Below are 14433 nucleotides of genomic sequence, written 5' to 3' on the forward strand. Positions count from 1 at the left end.
TGACGCTGGCGCTCACTTGGTCATGCCGCGCTTCAAATGCTCGTCGAGTCGCGGCATGATCTCTACGAAGTTGCAGGGCATGTGGCGGTAGTCAAGCTGCGGTTTCAGGATGCCGTCCCAGGCGTCCTTGCAGGCGCCGGGCGAGCCGGGCAGCACGAAGACGAAGGTGGCGTTGACGACGCCGCCCGTCGCCCTCGACTGGACGGTCGAGGTGCCGATCTTGTCGTAGGAGATGCGATGAAACACTTCCGAAAAGCCATCCATACGTTTTTCGAAGATCGGCTCCAATGCGTCCGGCGTCACGTCGCGGCCGGTGAATCCGGTGCCGCCGGTGGTGATGACCACGTCGATCTTTTCATCCCGTGACCAGGCGAGCACTGTGTCGCGGATCTTTTCCCGGTCGTCGGTGACGATGGCACGGTCGGCAAGAATGTGGCCCGCCTCGGCTATCCGGTCGGCGAGCGTCTGGCCGGATTTGTCGTCCGCCAGCGTGCGCGTGTCGGAGACGGTGAGCACCGCGATGCGGACCGGAATGAAGGGGCGGGTCTCGTCAAGCCGGGGCATGGACAGAATCCTTCGAAGCGATGCTTTCGGTGGCGACCACCCACCATCCGGGCTGGCGCGCCTGGATTTGCGCGGCAGCGCGGGCGGCGGCTGAGGGCGTTTCGAACAGGCCGAAGCAGGTGGCGCCGGAGCCTGACATGCGGGCGAAGGTTGCGCCGGCGGCCGTCAGCGCTTCGATGGCTTCGGTGATGGCCGGAGCGATGGAGATGGCTGAGGCCTGCAGATCGTTGCGCGTGGAGGCGAGCCAGCGGCAAATGTCGCCGAAGGCAAATTGCTCCTCACCCTCAAAAGCAAAATGCCCCTCACCCTTACCCTCTCCCCGTGATCCTTCGACAAGCTCAGGACGGGGAGAGGGGGGCATCAACGCCGCCGCTTCGTCCTTCTCCTCCGGCTCCACCGGCAGAACAGAACTGCGCTCAGCGCTGGCGGCCCCCTCTCCCCGTCCTTCACGGGGAGAGGGTAAGGGTGAGGGGCGATTGAAGAGCGGCAGCGGCGGCAATCCTGCATTCTCCCACGATGCGAGTGCGCGAAATACCTTGGGCGTCGAAACCGCCACACCCGGATTGACCAACACCAACGATAGTGCCGGGAAGCCTGCGGCCGGCTCTATCTGCTCGCCAATTCCGCGCGCGATGAGTGGGCTGCTGCGGAGGCACATAGGCACGTCGGCGCCAAGCTCCTTGCCGATTTCAGTGAGCTGTTCTGGGCTAAGCCCGAAGCTGCATAGCCTGTTCAGCGCCGTCAGCGTCGCCGCCGCGTCGCTCGATCCCCCGCCTATGCCGGAAGCGATAGGCAGGTGCTTCGTGAGATGTATCGATACCGGCTGTAGTCGGACGGAATGAAAGTTGGCCAGACTGCGCACCACATCCCTCGCTCGCACCACCAGATTACCGCCATCGAGCGGGATCTCGGCGCCGAACGGGCCGCTGGCCGAAAAGGAATCCTCGGACGCCGCGGCCACCGTCACCCGGTCGCCATGCCTCGTGAAAACCGCCAGGCTTTCGATCAAGTGAAAACCGTCCGGCCGGCGGCCGGTGATATGCAGAGCGAGATTGATCTTGGCCGGCGCGTGCTCGGCCAGTGATGCTGCGCTGAAATCCACGTCAGTCCTTGGCGAGGCGGTATTCGCCCGTTTCCGGGTCTCGGACCAAGGTGCCGTTGGCGCCGCTGGCCGTCTCATTTTCCTGCCGGCGCACCTTGGCGGTGACGCGCTCCGCCTCGCGGACGAAGGAGCGGTAGCCGAAATACGCGACCAGGCCGATCAGGGCGAAAAAAATAAGCTGCGGCATGTTCTACTCCTCCCTGTTGGCTCCGGCGCTGCCGGTCGGGTTGGCCGTCCGACAATAGCCGGCTTTGCGGCGTTCTCAAAGGCCGAAGCGGCCCCACAGCGCGCGCTCGTCGGCGGCTTCGATCAGGCCGGCCGCGGCAGCGCCCGCAATATCCGGCGCGGAAAACCCGCCCGAAGAACCGAACAGGCCGAGCTTGCGCCCGAACAGTCCGCGCGGCGGCGTGATCAGCTTGAGCTGCGCCTTGGCCCCGTAGCGGTCTTTCAGCACGGTGCGAATGTCGCCCAACGCATCGACCAATCCAAGCGAAAGGCCCTTCTTGCCGGTCCAGAACAGGCCGGTGAAGAGATCCGGATCGTCCTTCAGCTTGCCGCCGCGGCGCTCCTTGACCATGTCGATGAAGGTCTCGTGCACTTCGAGCTGCAGCGCCTTCAGCCGCTCGACATCTTCCTTCTTTTCCGGCTTGAACGGGTCGAGCAGCGCCTTGTTCTGGCCGGCCGTATAGACGCGGCGCTCGACGCCGATCTTCTTCATCATTTCGGTGAAGCCGAAGGAGGCCGAAACCACGCCGATCGAGCCGACGATGGAGGAAGGGTCGGCGATGATCTCGTCGCCGGCCACCGCTATCATGTAGCCACCGGAGGCGGCGACATCCTCGACGAAGACCAGAACGTCCTTGTTCTTCTCGGCCGCAAGGTCGCGGATGCGCTTGTAGATGAGGCGCGACTGCACCGGCGAGCCGCCGGGCGAGTTGATGGAGAGGGCGACCGCCGGGGCATCGGGGTAAGAGAAGGCCTTTTCGAGAACGCCCGCCGTGGACGCAAGCGACAGCGTCGGCCGGAACTGGCCGCCGCCGGCCATAATGGTGCCGTGCAGGCGCACGACCGGGATCGTCACCACGCCCGGCCGCATCGACTTCGGAAGCAGACGGCTCAAAAATTGTTTCACAGGCAGGGATCTCCGGTCATATCTTTGCTTGGCATGTAGGAATTCGCCGGAAAACCGCAATCCCGCCTGCGTGCGTCTTTTAAGTGTCAGCCGCATGATCTTGTCCAAAAAGTCTGCAACTTTTGGGATCATGCTCAGTCGCCGAAAAGCGAAGCCTGGCCGGCATTGATCGCCTCGGCGCGCGCGGAAAAGCCGTTGCCGGCAGTTTCGTGCAGGATAAGCGGCGGCATAATCGACAGCCCGCCGCGCGCACCGCGGGTCGCGCGAAGCACGATGCGGATCGCCGGCGCGTCGGGGCGGGCATGCACGGGAACGATCTGCGCGGTGCCGAAACGGCCGGCGAGTGTGGCGAGGATCGGCCCGAGCGATGCCGGCCGGGCGATGATCGCGACCCCGCCGCGCGGCCTGACGATTGCCGCGGCGGTGCGGAGCCAGGCTTCGAACAGCCCGTCCTCCATGACATGCGCCTGCCGCCTGAGATCGTCGGGCGTGGCGCGGTCGATTTCCGCATTGAAGGGCGGGTTCATGATGGCGAAATCGAAGGAATTGTCGGCAAGCCCGGCAGCCGTGCGGGCCTTGCCTGCCAGCGCGACATCGGCCTCCAGCACCGTGACGCGGCCGCGAAGCCGCGCATTTTCGGGAAGCTCGAGGCTTTGCCGGGCATAGCCGGCCATATCGGGGGAGTTTTCGACGAGAACGACGCTCGCCGCAGGGCAGCGCGAGGCGACGGCGAGGCCGGCGGCCCCTGCGCCCGCGCCGAGATCGGCGATCCTGCCGGCAAAGCCGGATGGCACGGCGGCGGCCAGCGCCAGCGCGTCCATGCCAGCCCGATGGCCGCCGCGCGCCGGCTGCACGAGGAAAAAACCGTCGCGATGGAAGGCGTCGATCGTCTGGGTGGACACCGAAGCTAGCCTTCGCGCATCTCGTTGCCGATGCCGGCATCGGTGAGCAGGCGGCGCGCAGCGATGGCGTCGTCCGCCCCGATCATGACGCGGCGCGGCAGGATGCCGATCGAGCCGTCGAGCACGCTCATATTCTGGTCGGCGACGAAGCATTCGATGCCGGCGTCGCGCAGCAGCGATTCGACGAAGGAGATGATGACGGCGTCGTTGGTGCGGATGAGCTCAATCATGCGCGGAAGTTCGCAGTTCGCCGCCGCGATGTAAACGGGGGCGGGCGGCGTCACGCCCTGTGCAGGCGGAGCGGTTTTGTCTTTTCGCGCTTGATGAGGCCTTTTGCTTCGAGATCGAGCTGGACCGCCTTCATCCACCACCCCGCCTTGGCGCCGCCCGGATAAAGCGTCTCCGGCAAGTGTGCTGGAACTGCACTCTGAACCTCGCCGACGGTCATCCCGGGTGCGCTTGCCGGAAGCACCGTCAGGACCGCTTGCTTCATGGCCTCGAACATGGCGGCGTCGACGCGCTCGACCTTGCCCGGATGGTTCACGTTCTCGATTGCGATCTTAGTCATGGCAGTGGCTCCCTGGCTCGAATCGGACACTCCCGATCCTGCCACAGGACGCACCGCGTTGGCCGTATTCGACAACCCGCCCAAATTTCTGCGCCAATTCGCCACTTGCCGGACACACCATCGCCGCCCTAAATCAAATCCGGTTCCAAGACGGGAGTGCTGGCCGTGGGTGTCGTTCTCAATCTCGAAAACGGGAAGCGCGGATCAGCGTCGATCAAGGAACTGATCGGCCTCACTGCGGCCGATATGGGCCGGGTCAACGAACTGATCCTGTCCAAGGCCGGCTCCGACGTCGAGATGATCCCCGAAATCGCCAACCATCTGATCTCGTCGGGCGGCAAGCGCCTGCGCCCGATGGTGACGCTCGCCGCCGCCCAGATGTTCGGCTATTCCGGCGACGGCCACGTCAAGCTCGCGACTAGCGTTGAGTTCATGCACACGGCGACGCTGCTGCACGACGATGTCGTCGACGAAAGCGGTCTGCGGCGCGGCAAGAAGACGGCGCGCATGATCTGGGGCAACCAGGCGAGCGTTCTGGTCGGTGATTTCCTGCTCGGCCAGGCGTTCCGCATGATGGTCGATGTCGGCTCGCTCGACGCGCTGGATATTCTGTCCACCGCGGCCTCGATCATCGCCGAAGGCGAGGTGATGCAGCTTGCTGCCGCCAAGAATCTGGAGACAACCGAGGATGAGCATTTTGCCGTGATCAAGGCCAAGACCGCGGCGCTGTTTTCGGCGGCCGCCGAGGTCGGGCCGGTGATTGCCGGCGCCTCGCGCACCGACCGCGCCGCGCTACGCTCCTACGGCATGAATCTCGGCCTCGCCTTCCAGCTGATCGACGACGCGCTCGATTATGGCGGCAACTCCAAGGAACTCGGCAAGAATGTCGGCGACGATTTCCGCGAGGGCAAGGTGACCCTGCCTGTGATCCTGGCCTATCGCCGCGGCACGGGGGCCGAGCGCGAGTTCTGGAAGCACGCCATCGAAACCGACGCGGCGGATGACGCGGCGCTGGAAAAGGCGATCGGCCTGATGACGCGCCACGGCGCGATCGCCGACACGATCGGGCGCGCCCGCCATTTTGGCGAGATCGCCCGCGATGCGCTTGCCCCGCTCGACGCCACGCCGCAGAAGGCCGCGCTGGTCGATGTCATCGACTTCTGCATCAGCCGCGTCGGCTGAGAGAAAATTCTACTCCGACGGACGTCCGGCAGGGGCGATCTCTGCGCGGCCTGTCGATGTTCGGCCAACTGCACGAGCGAATTCGCCGTAGTAGCTTGGATCCTCGGTACCCATCACGCGGTCCCAGAAGGTGAAATAGAGACCGAAATTCGCTCGTGCGCGGGCGTGGTGGAGGTCGTGATGGGTGACGGTGGTCAGCCAGTCGAACAAAGGCCGCCCGTCCGCACGCGCCGGAAAGATCTCGTAGCCGCAGTGGCCGATTGCGTTGCGCAGCATCATGTGACCCGTAAACAGAAAGGCGGCGAGGATGCTGGTCGGCATCACCATCAACGCAAGCGGAAGATAGATCGCGTTGACGAGGGCTTCGCTCGCATCGAAGGCATAGGAAGTCCAAGGCGACGGATTGTACGAGCGGTGGTGCAGACGGTGGAACCAGCGGAAGAGCCGTGGCCGGTGCATGATCCGGTGTGTCCAGTAGAACCAGGCATCGTGGGCGACTATCAGGACAAGAACGTTGATCACGAAGTACGGCCAGCCGCGCGCTGCCGGATCTTCGTATACGGTCAGCAGGCCAAGCCGCACCGAGACCGCGATCGCCAGTCCGATCAGCGAGAAGATCAGCACGGTTCTGAGCGAGGCAAGGATTTCGCGCCCCATCTGGCGCCAGGTCGGCTTCTCCACCCGGATCTTGCGCTTCGCCAGCCAACCGGCGAGCAGTGTGTTGATGACGAGAAACGTCCCTCCGGCGCCGATCAGATAGCGATAGAGGTCGGCCTGGAGAACAAACGGATAAATGCCGGCGGCGAAACGCGCCAGCGTAGCGTAGTCGATGCAAGCGTCGAACATTTTCGGTCTCCTTCCGTGGATGGCGGAAGGAACCTGCAGCACTGCCGCAAGGCGGTCTGCGCGCTTCCCGAAGCGAGGATTGAATTCCGGTTCCGATCAATTTTTTCCGGAATCGATCATCCGCGAGAGCGCCTGCGACCGATATTCGGACGGCGTCTTTCCAGTCAATTGGCGAAAGGCACGATTGAAGGGCGCCAGCGACGCGTATCCGACACCGAACGCGATCGACACGATCTGTTCGCGCGACCTAGCCGGGTCGGCAAGCCGCCGCTTGGCTTCTTCGACGCGGTGAGCGTTCAGGAAGGCAGCGAAATTCCGATAGCCTAACCCCTTGGCGATCAATCGCCGCAGGCGGTGCTCCGGAATGGCGACCTTGGTTGCAAGCGTGCTGAGCGACATCTCGGGTTCAAGGCATGCGCCATTGCAGACGGCGGACTTCAACCGCTCGAGTTCTATCAATTCGGCAGGCGTCAGGAGATCGGATTTCGGCTGCGGAGCCTCCGCGTTCAGAGCGAAGAGTTCAGGTTTGGTCGCCGTCAACCACAGGGCGAACAGGAACGACAGCGCAAAAAGCATTAGTGCATGGAGCGGACCGAGCCAAACGGGAAGCGCGCCATAGAGGGCATAAGTTTCGACGCCGGCGATCGTGATGCCCACCAGGGGAAGTATCAGCGTGATGGCCACTCGGAAGCGCCGTCTCGCGTCGACAAGATCGTTCCTGAAATCCAGTATCGCCAGAGAGAAGATGTGGATCAGAAGCAGGATCACGGTTGCCTGGTGTAGCAGCGCGCCGGCAACACGATAGGGCCCGCCGCCCAGCCGCAGCGCATAGAAGGCCAGCAGCAGCACGAGCGGCACGAAATAGATGTGTCGCCACTCGAAGGAATCGCGAAACAGGGCGATCCCGAACCACCAAAAGAATACCGGGGTGAGAACCGCCATCACTACGAGCGCCCCGCCCGGATAGCCCGGGCTGGGATCCGATACGAACGTATAGGATGCTATGCCAAGGCAAAACAGTGCCCCGGCGGCCGTGACAAACCGCAACGGCCGCAACCGCGCGAATTGCACCATCATGAGCATGTTCAGCGCGGCCGCTCCGGCGCGCAGCATAATTTCAGCCGTGTCCAAGGGTTCCGATATCATCGCGGTCCAGTAAAACCTCTTTGTCGCCGCTGGCAACGAGGCTGATGGTGAATTCCATGTGCGATCACTCGGGATACTCAGGCCTGGCCAAAAACCTCGTGACCGGATTGTGAAGTGCGCGCCATTGAATGCCGACCGTAAAAAGGCCATCCTTTTGCGCTTCACGATGCAGCAAAGGTTCGCCCGGAAGGTGGCGTGGCGGGAAGGATAGTAATGCGGCAACGACGTTTGAGCTGGATTGCGGGTGTTTCGGCACTGGCGGGTTTGATGATTGCAGGGCTGCCGGCCGAGGCCAGGCAGACCGCCGAACCCGTTGAAATCGGCTCGTTTACCGGCGCTTATCTGGCCGCCCGCGTGGCCGAAGTCGACAACGATCTGGACAGCGCGATCGCCTATTACAAGCAGGCGCTGGCGTTCGATCCCCAAAACCAGCAGCTTCAGCAGAGCCTGATGCTCGCGCTGATCGCGCAGGGGCGATTCGACGAATCGCTGCCCTATGCCGAAAAGCTGAAGGCGGTTCCCGACATCGAGCGGTTCTCGCGCGTGGCGCTCGCGGTCGACGCATTCCGCAAGAAGGACTACACGGCTGCCGAGACTTGGCTGAAACTCACGGTCGAATCCGACCTCGACCGGCTGATCACCGCCGTCATGACGGCCTGGGCGAAATCCGGCGCAGGCGACAGCGCCGAGGCGCTTGCCGCCCTCGACAAGGTCGAGGGGCCGGAATGGTACGTTCTGTTCAAGGCCTATCACCGCGCCCTGATAGCCGACTTCGCCGGCATGAACGGCGAGGCCGAGAAGGCCTACAGCGCTGCGTTCGACAATGTTTCGGCCGGAGGCGCCGCCCCCGAAACCTGGCTGCGCGTGGTCGAAGCCTATGCCGGCTTCCTCGCCGCCCGCGGCGACAAGGACAAGGCGTTGGCCGTACTCGACAAGGCAGCGGAGAACTCCACCGGCCAGCTGCCGCTGATAGCCCTGCGTGAAAAGATCGCCAAGGGTGAAAAGATTTCGCGGCTTGTCGCCGATCCGGCGGACGGCGCCAGCGAAATCCTGCTCAATCTCGGCGCCGCGCTCAACCGCGGCGGCGGCGAGCCTTTCGTGCGGCTCTATCTGCAATATGCGCTGGCGCTCAAGCCCGACAGCGACATCGTGCTCCTGCAACTGGCGGCCGTGGCCGAACAGCAGGAGCAAGCCGAGGAGGCGATCGCGCTTTATGGGCGCATTCCGGCCGATTCGCCGATCAAGCGCGCGTCCGAACTGCAGCTTGGCCTGAACCTGGCCGATCTCGACCGGCACGACGAGGCGATCGTCCATCTCAAGGCGCTGCTCGATTCGGACCCCGACGACATGCGCGCTTATCTGGCGCTGGGTGGCGTTTATGCCTCCAAGGAGGATTACCGCGCCGCGGCGGAGGTCTACGACCGCGCGGTGGCACGCCTGAAGGAGCCGACAAAGGCCAACTGGAACATCTTCTATCAGCGCGGCATCGCCTATGAGCGGCTGAAGGAATGGCCCAAGGCCGAGCCGAATTTCCGCAAGGCGCTGGAGCTTTTCCCCGACCAGCCTCAGGTCATGAACTATCTCGGCTATTCCTGGGTCGACATGAACATGAACCTGGAAGAAGGCCTGGACCTTATCCGCAAGGCCGTCGATCTGCGGCCGAGCGACGGCTACATCGTCGATTCGCTGGGCTGGGCCTATTATCGTCTCGGTCGGTTCGAGGAAGCCGTTGTCGAACTTGAGCGCGCGGTGTCGCTGAAGCCGGACGATCCTGTACTGAACGACCATCTCGGCGACGCCTACTGGCGGGTCGGGCGCAGACTGGAGGCCACTTTCCAGTGGAGCCATGCGCGCGACATGAAGCCGGAGCCCGACGTGCTGTCCAGCGTGCAGAAGAAGCTAACCGCAGGTCTGCCGCCGGTGGAAGGCAAGACCGCGCAGGATGCGCCGCCGGTGAAGCCGGCGCCTGTCGAGGCAAAGCCAGCGCCCGCCGCCGACCCTGACAAGAAGAGCGAGGCGCCGGCGCCGGTGGAGACGCTGGCCGCCACGCCCGCCGCCTACAAGGTGCTGCCGGGGCAGTCGCTGTGGTCGATCGCCGACGACGTGCTCGGCAATGGCGGCCGCTATATCGAGATCCTCAATCTGAACCCGCAACTGCGGGGCGATCCGGGCCGGCTGGTGCCGGGCCAGGAACTGGTGCTGCCGGGACAGTAGAGTCCTCCCTTTTCCCCTTGTGGGATGAGGGGTGTCGCGAGGAACGCCGCCCTTGCAACTGTCCTCATCCCCAACCTAAGCACTCCGTCCCCTAGCCGCAACCTTAGCACTCCGTCCAACACCCTCATCCGACCTCCCCTTCGACAAGCTCAGGGTTCGGCCACCTTCTCCCACAAGGGGAGAAGGGAGGGACAGCTCTCGCCTTGACCCATCGCAACCGCCGCACTAGAGCCTTGGCGGTTCCGATCACAGAGGCCCGCCCGTGACCTTGCCTGCCCACATGCATCCCAGCCGCTCGTTTCAGGGGCTGATCCTGACGCTCCACAACTACTGGGCGGATTACGGCTGCGTGGTGCTGCAGCCCTACGACATGGAAGTGGGCGCCGGCACCTTCCATCCAGCCACCACGCTGCGCGCGCTCGGCCCGAAGCCGTGGCGCGCCGCCTATGTGCAGCCGTCGCGCCGGCCCAAGGACGGCCGCTACGGCGAGAACCCGAACCGGCTGCAGCATTATTACCAGTACCAGGTGATCCTTAAGCCGAACCCGCCGGACCTGCAGGAGCTCTATCTCGGCTCGCTGGCCGCAATCGGCATCGACCCGCTCACGCACGACATCCGTTTCGTCGAGGACGATTGGGAGAGCCCGACGCTCGGTGCTTGGGGGCTCGGCTGGGAATGCTGGTGCGACGGCATGGAGGTGTCGCAGTTCACCTATTTCCAGCAGGTCTGCGGCATCGAATGCGCGCCTGTCGCCGGCGAACTCACCTACGGGCTGGAGCGGCTGGCCATGTATGTGCAGGGCGTCGACAATGTCTACGACCTGAACTTCAACGGCCGCGAGGGTGCTGAAAAGGTCAGCTACGGCGATGTCTTCCTGCAGGCCGAGCAGGAATATTCCAGGCACAATTTCGAGCATGCCGACACGGCGGTGCTGCTTCGGCATTTCGACGACGCCGAGGCGGAATGCCAGGCGCTGCTGAAGGCCGGCGCGGGCGAGAACTTCCACCGCATGGTCTTTCCCGCCTACGACCAGTGCATCAAGGCGAGCCACGTCTTCAACCTGCTCGACGCGCGCGGCGTGATCTCGGTGACCGAGCGGCAGAGCTACATCCTGAGGGTTCGCGATCTGGCCAAGGCGTGCGGGGTGGCGTTCCTGCAGACGGAAGCGGGCGGGCTGGCTGCCTGAATCAAGCGGTGGCTACCCCAGCCAGGGTCGCGCCGGTCATTGTGAACTCCGGAAAGCTGGTCTGGCTGGCAGAGCCCGCCATCGTCTGGAGCGCCTTGCGCACGCCGGGCATGCGCGCTTCATCCGATCCGCCGAGACATGCCGCCAGGCAGGCGCTGAGCGCGAGTAGCTGGAGAAGGGTCGAGGCCGTTTTCATGGTCGTTGTCCGAGATGTTCAGTGTCGATCGTTCTGTGTTCCGGGTCGGCGAAATGGTTCACACACAGGCCGCAGATTTCGCGGTCTGAGCGTTGGTCGCTTCAGCGCAGCATTTGGTTCATGGAAGTCTGCCCCTAGGACGAACAGGCTCGCCGCGACCCGACAGGCGGGCGGATAATTTTGCGAAGCACCGAAAGGTGACAGCGCGCGGCCGACTTGCTATGCCCGCGCAGCCTCATTTCCCACGAGACCAGACGATGCCCGACCTGCTGCTAGAATTACGCTCGGAAGAAATCCCCGCCCGCATGCAGCGCAAGGCGGCCGGCGATCTCAGGAAGATGGTGACCGATGGCCTGGTCGAGGCCGGGCTGACCTATGACGCCGCCCGCGAATATTTTACGCCGCGCCGGCTGACGCTCGACGTGCGCGGCCTGACCGCGCGCTCCAAGGATGTGCGCGAGGAGAAGAAGGGGCCGAGCACCAAGGCGCCGGAGCAGGCGATCGCCGGCTTCCTACGTTCGGCGGGGCTCGACGACATCAGCCAGGCGCATGTGCATTCCGATCCGAAGAAGGGCGATTTCTACGTCGCCCATATCGTCAGGCCGGGCCGGGCGGCGGAGGAGATCATCGCCGAGCTGATCCCCGAGATCATCCGCGACTTCCCCTGGCCGAAATCGATGCGCTGGGGCGCGGCCTCGGCAAAGCCCGGCTCGCTGCGCTGGGTGCGGCCCTTACAGTCGATCGTCTGCACCTTCGGCCCCGAGACCGAGGAGCCGGTGGTGGTCGATTTCGAGGTCGACGGCATCCGCGCCGGCAACGTCACCTACGGCCACCGTTTTCACGCGCCCGACGCCATCGTGGTGCGCCGTTTCGAGGATTATGCGGCCAAGCTCGAGGCGGCCAAGGTCGTGCTCGACGCTGACCGCCGCAAGGAGATCATCCTTTCCGACGCCCGGAACCTCGCCTTCGCCAACGGACTGGAACTCGTCGAGGATGAAGGGCTGCTGGAGGAGGTGGCCGGGCTGGTCGAATGGCCGGTGGTGCTGATGGGCGAGTTCGAGGCGGACTTTCTCGATATCCCGGCCGAAGTGATCCGGCTGACGATCCGGGCCAACCAGAAGTGTTTTGCGGTGCGTCCTTCGAGGCCGGCTTCGTCGGCACCTCAGGATGAGGAAAGGCAACGGCGGCACGACGGTCCTCATCCTGAGGTGCGAGCGGAGCGAGCCTCGAAGGACGCACTCTCCAACCGCTTCATCCTCACCGCCAATATCGAGGCGAGCGACGGCGGCAAGGAAATCGCCTACGGCAACGGCAAGGTGGTGCGCGCCAGGCTTTCCGACGCGCTGTATTTCTGGAAGACCGACCAGGCCGATCTGCCCGACCTCGACCAACTGAATGCCTCCGCCGAAAAATTCGGGCTCGATTGGAAGAAGCCGCTAGACCAGCGCATGGCGCGGCTCGACCATCTCGGTGTGACCTTCCACGCCAAGCTCGGCACGCAAGGCGAACGGGTTGAGCGCATCGCGCGGCTGGCGGAAGAGATCGCACCGATCGTGGCGGCTTCCACCTCCCCCTTGAGGGGAGGTCGCGCCGAAGGCGCGGGTGGGGGTAATTCGTCGAGCGCCAGCGCCACCGTACCCCCTCCCCTCAAGGGGGAGGGGGACAACGTCGCCGCGCTCGCCCGCCGCGCTTCCGTTCTGGCCAAGGCCGACCTGACCACCGAAGTGGTGGGCGAATTCCCCGAATTGCAGGGCGCGATGGGCCGCAAATACGCGCTGCTGCAAGGCGAACACCCATCCGTCGCAGCCGCGATCGAGGAGCATTGGAAGCCGCTTGGTCCGACCGACCGCGTGCCGACCGACCCGGTCTCGGCTTCCGTGGCGCTGGCCGACAAGCTGGATACCCTGGTGGGCTTCTGGGCGATCGACGAGAAGCCCACTGGCAGCAAGGATCCCTATGCGCTGCGACGTGCGGCGCTGGGGGTGATCCGGATAGTGGTCGAGAATGGGGTGAGGTTGGGGCTGCTGCATCAATTCGCCAACGCGCTGTTCGGGCTAACGTTCAATGCAGGAAGTCGGTTCTCTGTAATCTGGAAGGCAGAAGACGGCGGCGAGTTTACAACAGGCGTAGATTCTGCCGGCGACCTGCTTGACTATCGTTTCATTGGTTTACACTCGGAGAAATCCGAGCCGGTTTTCGAACGTCCCGCCGCTGATCTTATCCCCGATCTCCTCTCCTTCTTCCATGACCGCCTGCAGGTCTATCTCCGCGACCAGGGTGCGCGGCACGATCTGATCGATGCCGTTCTGGTGAGCGGCGGTGCCGGCCCCTCATCCTTACCCTCTCCCCGTGAAGAACGGGGAGAGGGAGTCGCCGGCGCTGACGCCCCCCTCTCCCCGTCCTTACGGGAAGAGGGTAAGGGTGAGGGGCACTCGGCCAACGACGATCTCCTCATGATCGTCCGCCGCGTCGAAGCCCTGTCCACCTTCCTCGAAACCGAGGACGGCAAGAACCTGCTCGCCGGGACCAAGCGCGCGGCGAACATTCTGGCGGCCGAGGAGAAGAAGAAAACCGTGATCGCCGATGCGGTCGATCCGGCGCTTTTGTGCGAGGAAGCGGAGAAATCGCTGTTCGCCGCGGTGAATCAAGCCGAGAGCCAGGCCGCGCAAGCGATTCAGAATGAAGACTTTTCCGCCGCCATGCGCGCGCTTAGCGCGTTGCGCGAACCGGTTGATTCATTCTTTGAACGCGTTCTCGTGAATGATGAGGATGTCGCCATCCGCGCCAACCGACTGGCGCTGCTCGCCCGCATCCGCGCGGCGACAGGCCAGGTCGCGGATTTCTCGAAAATCGCGGGGTAGCCTCAGTAGGTAACCGGCGATTCCGGAGCCGGCGCGTCGACAGGGTCCCCGTTGGGCGCTGCGGATTGCCGGCTTGGCGTCGGCCGCGCGTCGGCGGGAGCCGAGGCTTGCACAGGCGAAGATGCGGACGAAAACGCGCCGCCTGCAATGCCGCCGCGCAGCACCATCGGCGCAAAGCCGCGGCGCGGTTTTTTCGGCTTCTCGCCGACCGAGGCGACGTTTTCATAGGCGACGTCGGGCGGGCCGAAGGCGAGGATGGAGCGCGTGACCATGCGGCGCTCGTCGGTCTCGACGGCGTCTTCCGGCATGTCCGGCGGGCCCGCCACGATCATGGACGGCCCGATCGGCCCCGTCATCGGCGCCAACGTCACGATCGACGAGGCGTGTGCCGACCCCGCGCAAACCGCCGCGACGGCGAGGACAAAAAGCTTCCAGAACGATCGCACCGGCATGCTCCATTGCATTTCCACGCCGGTCCCTTATCAGTCCCGGGTTGATGCCGGCTTGAAGCGATGGGCGGCATTTTAGCGATCG

The 14433-nt window shown here is 64.3% G+C and carries 15 protein-coding genes and 1 pseudogene; 4 read left to right on the forward strand and 12 right to left on the reverse strand.

The genetic code is table 11. The features are described from left to right. Positions 1-12 precede the first annotated feature (12 nt). The 8 genes and pseudogenes from moaB to MAXJ12_RS27005 form a co-directional block, all read right to left on the reverse strand. The gene (gene moaB / locus MAXJ12_RS26975) at positions 13-564 is read right to left on the reverse strand and encodes a molybdenum cofactor biosynthesis protein B (RefSeq protein WP_008839278.1); all 552 of its coding nucleotides are present in this window, start codon (positions 562-564) and stop codon (positions 13-15) included. Continuing rightward, on the reverse strand, positions 551-925 hold the full coding sequence (locus MAXJ12_RS39895) for a hypothetical protein (RefSeq protein WP_139044058.1): 375 nt from the start codon (positions 923-925) through the stop codon (positions 551-553). The genes moaB and MAXJ12_RS39895 overlap by 14 nt, the downstream gene beginning before the upstream one ends. A 123-nt stretch (positions 926-1048) precedes the next feature. Continuing rightward, positions 1049-1666 (reverse strand): annotated as a pseudogene (locus tag MAXJ12_RS39900) (4-(cytidine 5'-diphospho)-2-C-methyl-D-erythritol kinase); the annotation flags it as partial. A 1-nt stretch (position 1667) separates the two neighbouring features. Continuing rightward, the gene (locus MAXJ12_RS26985) at positions 1668-1853 is read right to left on the reverse strand and encodes a membrane protein (protein ID WP_008839280.1); all 186 of its coding nucleotides are present in this window, start codon (positions 1851-1853) and stop codon (positions 1668-1670) included. A gap of 75 nt (positions 1854-1928) precedes the next feature. Further along, a complete protein-coding gene (locus MAXJ12_RS26990; RefSeq protein WP_420492398.1) occupies positions 1929-2762 on the reverse strand; it encodes a S49 family peptidase in 834 nt (277 codons plus the stop codon). A 170-nt stretch (positions 2763-2932) separates the two neighbouring features. Then, positions 2933-3700 carry a tRNA1(Val) (adenine(37)-N6)-methyltransferase gene (locus MAXJ12_RS26995; protein WP_008839282.1) on the reverse strand — a complete coding sequence of 256 codons (768 nt, stop codon included), beginning with the start codon at positions 3698-3700 and terminating at the stop codon, positions 2933-2935. 5 nt (positions 3701-3705) lie between these two features. Next, positions 3706-3930, reverse strand: coding sequence for a putative signal transducing protein (locus MAXJ12_RS27000; RefSeq protein WP_008839283.1), 225 nt, complete (start codon positions 3928-3930; stop codon positions 3706-3708). A 50-nt stretch (positions 3931-3980) separates the two neighbouring features. Then, positions 3981-4268: a DUF6958 family protein gene (locus MAXJ12_RS27005; RefSeq protein WP_008839284.1), complete on the reverse strand. Its 288-nt coding sequence runs from the start codon at positions 4266-4268 to the stop codon at positions 3981-3983. Positions 4269-4433: 165 nt separating this feature from the next. Between MAXJ12_RS27005 and MAXJ12_RS27010 the strand changes: the two genes are divergently transcribed. Beyond that, the gene (locus MAXJ12_RS27010) at positions 4434-5450 is read left to right on the forward strand and encodes a polyprenyl synthetase family protein (protein WP_008839285.1); all 1017 of its coding nucleotides are present in this window, start codon (positions 4434-4436) and stop codon (positions 5448-5450) included. A 9-nt stretch (positions 5451-5459) separates the two neighbouring features. Here the strand turns inward: MAXJ12_RS27010 and MAXJ12_RS27015 are convergent, their stop codons facing one another. Both MAXJ12_RS27015 and MAXJ12_RS27020 read right to left on the reverse strand, forming a co-directional pair. Next, positions 5460-6296 carry a sterol desaturase family protein gene (locus MAXJ12_RS27015; protein WP_008839286.1) on the reverse strand — a complete coding sequence of 279 codons (837 nt, stop codon included), beginning with the start codon at positions 6294-6296 and terminating at the stop codon, positions 5460-5462. A gap of 96 nt (positions 6297-6392) precedes the next feature. Continuing rightward, positions 6393-7409 carry a helix-turn-helix domain-containing protein gene (locus MAXJ12_RS27020; protein ID WP_040588298.1) on the reverse strand — a complete coding sequence of 339 codons (1017 nt, stop codon included), beginning with the start codon at positions 7407-7409 and terminating at the stop codon, positions 6393-6395. A 246-nt stretch (positions 7410-7655) separates the two neighbouring features. Here MAXJ12_RS27020 and MAXJ12_RS27025 point away from each other — a divergent pair, with 246 nt between their 5' ends. Together MAXJ12_RS27025 and MAXJ12_RS27030 are read left to right on the forward strand one after the other, a co-directional pair. Further along, positions 7656-9656, forward strand: coding sequence for a tetratricopeptide repeat protein (locus MAXJ12_RS27025; RefSeq protein WP_008839288.1), 2001 nt, complete (start codon positions 7656-7658; stop codon positions 9654-9656). A gap of 280 nt (positions 9657-9936) precedes the next feature. Further along, positions 9937-10842 carry a glycine--tRNA ligase subunit alpha gene (locus MAXJ12_RS27030; RefSeq protein ID WP_040588299.1) on the forward strand — a complete coding sequence of 302 codons (906 nt, stop codon included), beginning with the start codon at positions 9937-9939 and terminating at the stop codon, positions 10840-10842. Position 10843: 1 nt separating this feature from the next. On the opposite strand, the gene MAXJ12_RS27035 is transcribed toward MAXJ12_RS27030, so the two are convergent. Then, complete coding sequence (locus MAXJ12_RS27035; protein ID WP_008839290.1) at positions 10844-11038, reverse strand: hypothetical protein; 195 nt, start codon at positions 11036-11038, stop codon at positions 10844-10846. Between the two features lie 257 nt (positions 11039-11295). Between MAXJ12_RS27035 and glyS the strand changes: the two genes are divergently transcribed. Further along, a complete protein-coding gene (gene glyS / locus MAXJ12_RS34660) occupies positions 11296-13899 on the forward strand; it encodes a glycine--tRNA ligase subunit beta (protein WP_050898906.1) in 2604 nt (867 codons plus the stop codon). Positions 13900-13901: 2 nt separating this feature from the next. Here glyS and MAXJ12_RS34665 read toward each other — a convergent pair whose 3' ends face one another. Next, positions 13902-14351 carry a hypothetical protein gene (locus tag MAXJ12_RS34665; protein WP_008839292.1) on the reverse strand — a complete coding sequence of 150 codons (450 nt, stop codon included), beginning with the start codon at positions 14349-14351 and terminating at the stop codon, positions 13902-13904. Positions 14352-14433: the final 82 nt, after the last annotated feature.

Source organism: Mesorhizobium alhagi CCNWXJ12-2, assembly GCF_000236565.1.
Lineage (GTDB): Bacteria > Pseudomonadota > Alphaproteobacteria > Rhizobiales > Rhizobiaceae > Allomesorhizobium > Allomesorhizobium alhagi.

What these genes read in the sequence shown, in the direction of transcription:
- MAXJ12_RS27015 (WP_008839286.1), bottom strand. Translation starts at nt 6,296, where the DNA reads ATGTTCGACGCTTGCATCGACTACGCTACGCTGGCGCGTTTCGCCGCC.
- MAXJ12_RS27020 (WP_040588298.1), bottom strand. Translation starts at nt 7,409, where the DNA reads ATGCTGCGCGCCGGAGCGGCCGCGCTGAACATGCTCATGATGGTGCAA.
- MAXJ12_RS27025 (WP_008839288.1), top strand. Translation starts at nt 7,656, where the DNA reads ATGCGGCAACGACGTTTGAGCTGGATTGCGGGTGTTTCGGCACTGGCG.
- glyS (WP_050898906.1), top strand. Translation starts at nt 11,296, where the DNA reads ATGCCCGACCTGCTGCTAGAATTACGCTCGGAAGAAATCCCCGCCCGC.
- MAXJ12_RS26985 (WP_008839280.1), bottom strand. Translation starts at nt 1,853, where the DNA reads ATGCCGCAGCTTATTTTTTTCGCCCTGATCGGCCTGGTCGCGTATTTC.
- MAXJ12_RS27035 (WP_008839290.1), bottom strand. Translation starts at nt 11,038, where the DNA reads ATGAAAACGGCCTCGACCCTTCTCCAGCTACTCGCGCTCAGCGCCTGC.
- MAXJ12_RS27030 (WP_040588299.1), top strand. Translation starts at nt 9,937, where the DNA reads ATGCATCCCAGCCGCTCGTTTCAGGGGCTGATCCTGACGCTCCACAAC.
- MAXJ12_RS27005 (WP_008839284.1), bottom strand. Translation starts at nt 4,268, where the DNA reads ATGACTAAGATCGCAATCGAGAACGTGAACCATCCGGGCAAGGTCGAG.
- MAXJ12_RS34665 (WP_008839292.1), bottom strand. Translation starts at nt 14,351, where the DNA reads ATGCCGGTGCGATCGTTCTGGAAGCTTTTTGTCCTCGCCGTCGCGGCG.
- MAXJ12_RS39895 (WP_139044058.1), bottom strand. Translation starts at nt 925, where the DNA reads ATGCCCCCCTCTCCCCGTCCTGAGCTTGTCGAAGGATCACGGGGAGAG.
- moaB (WP_008839278.1), bottom strand. Translation starts at nt 564, where the DNA reads ATGCCCCGGCTTGACGAGACCCGCCCCTTCATTCCGGTCCGCATCGCG.
- MAXJ12_RS27000 (WP_008839283.1), bottom strand. Translation starts at nt 3,930, where the DNA reads ATGATTGAGCTCATCCGCACCAACGACGCCGTCATCATCTCCTTCGTC.
- MAXJ12_RS26990 (WP_420492398.1), bottom strand. Translation starts at nt 2,762, where the DNA reads ATGCGGCCGGGCGTGGTGACGATCCCGGTCGTGCGCCTGCACGGCACC.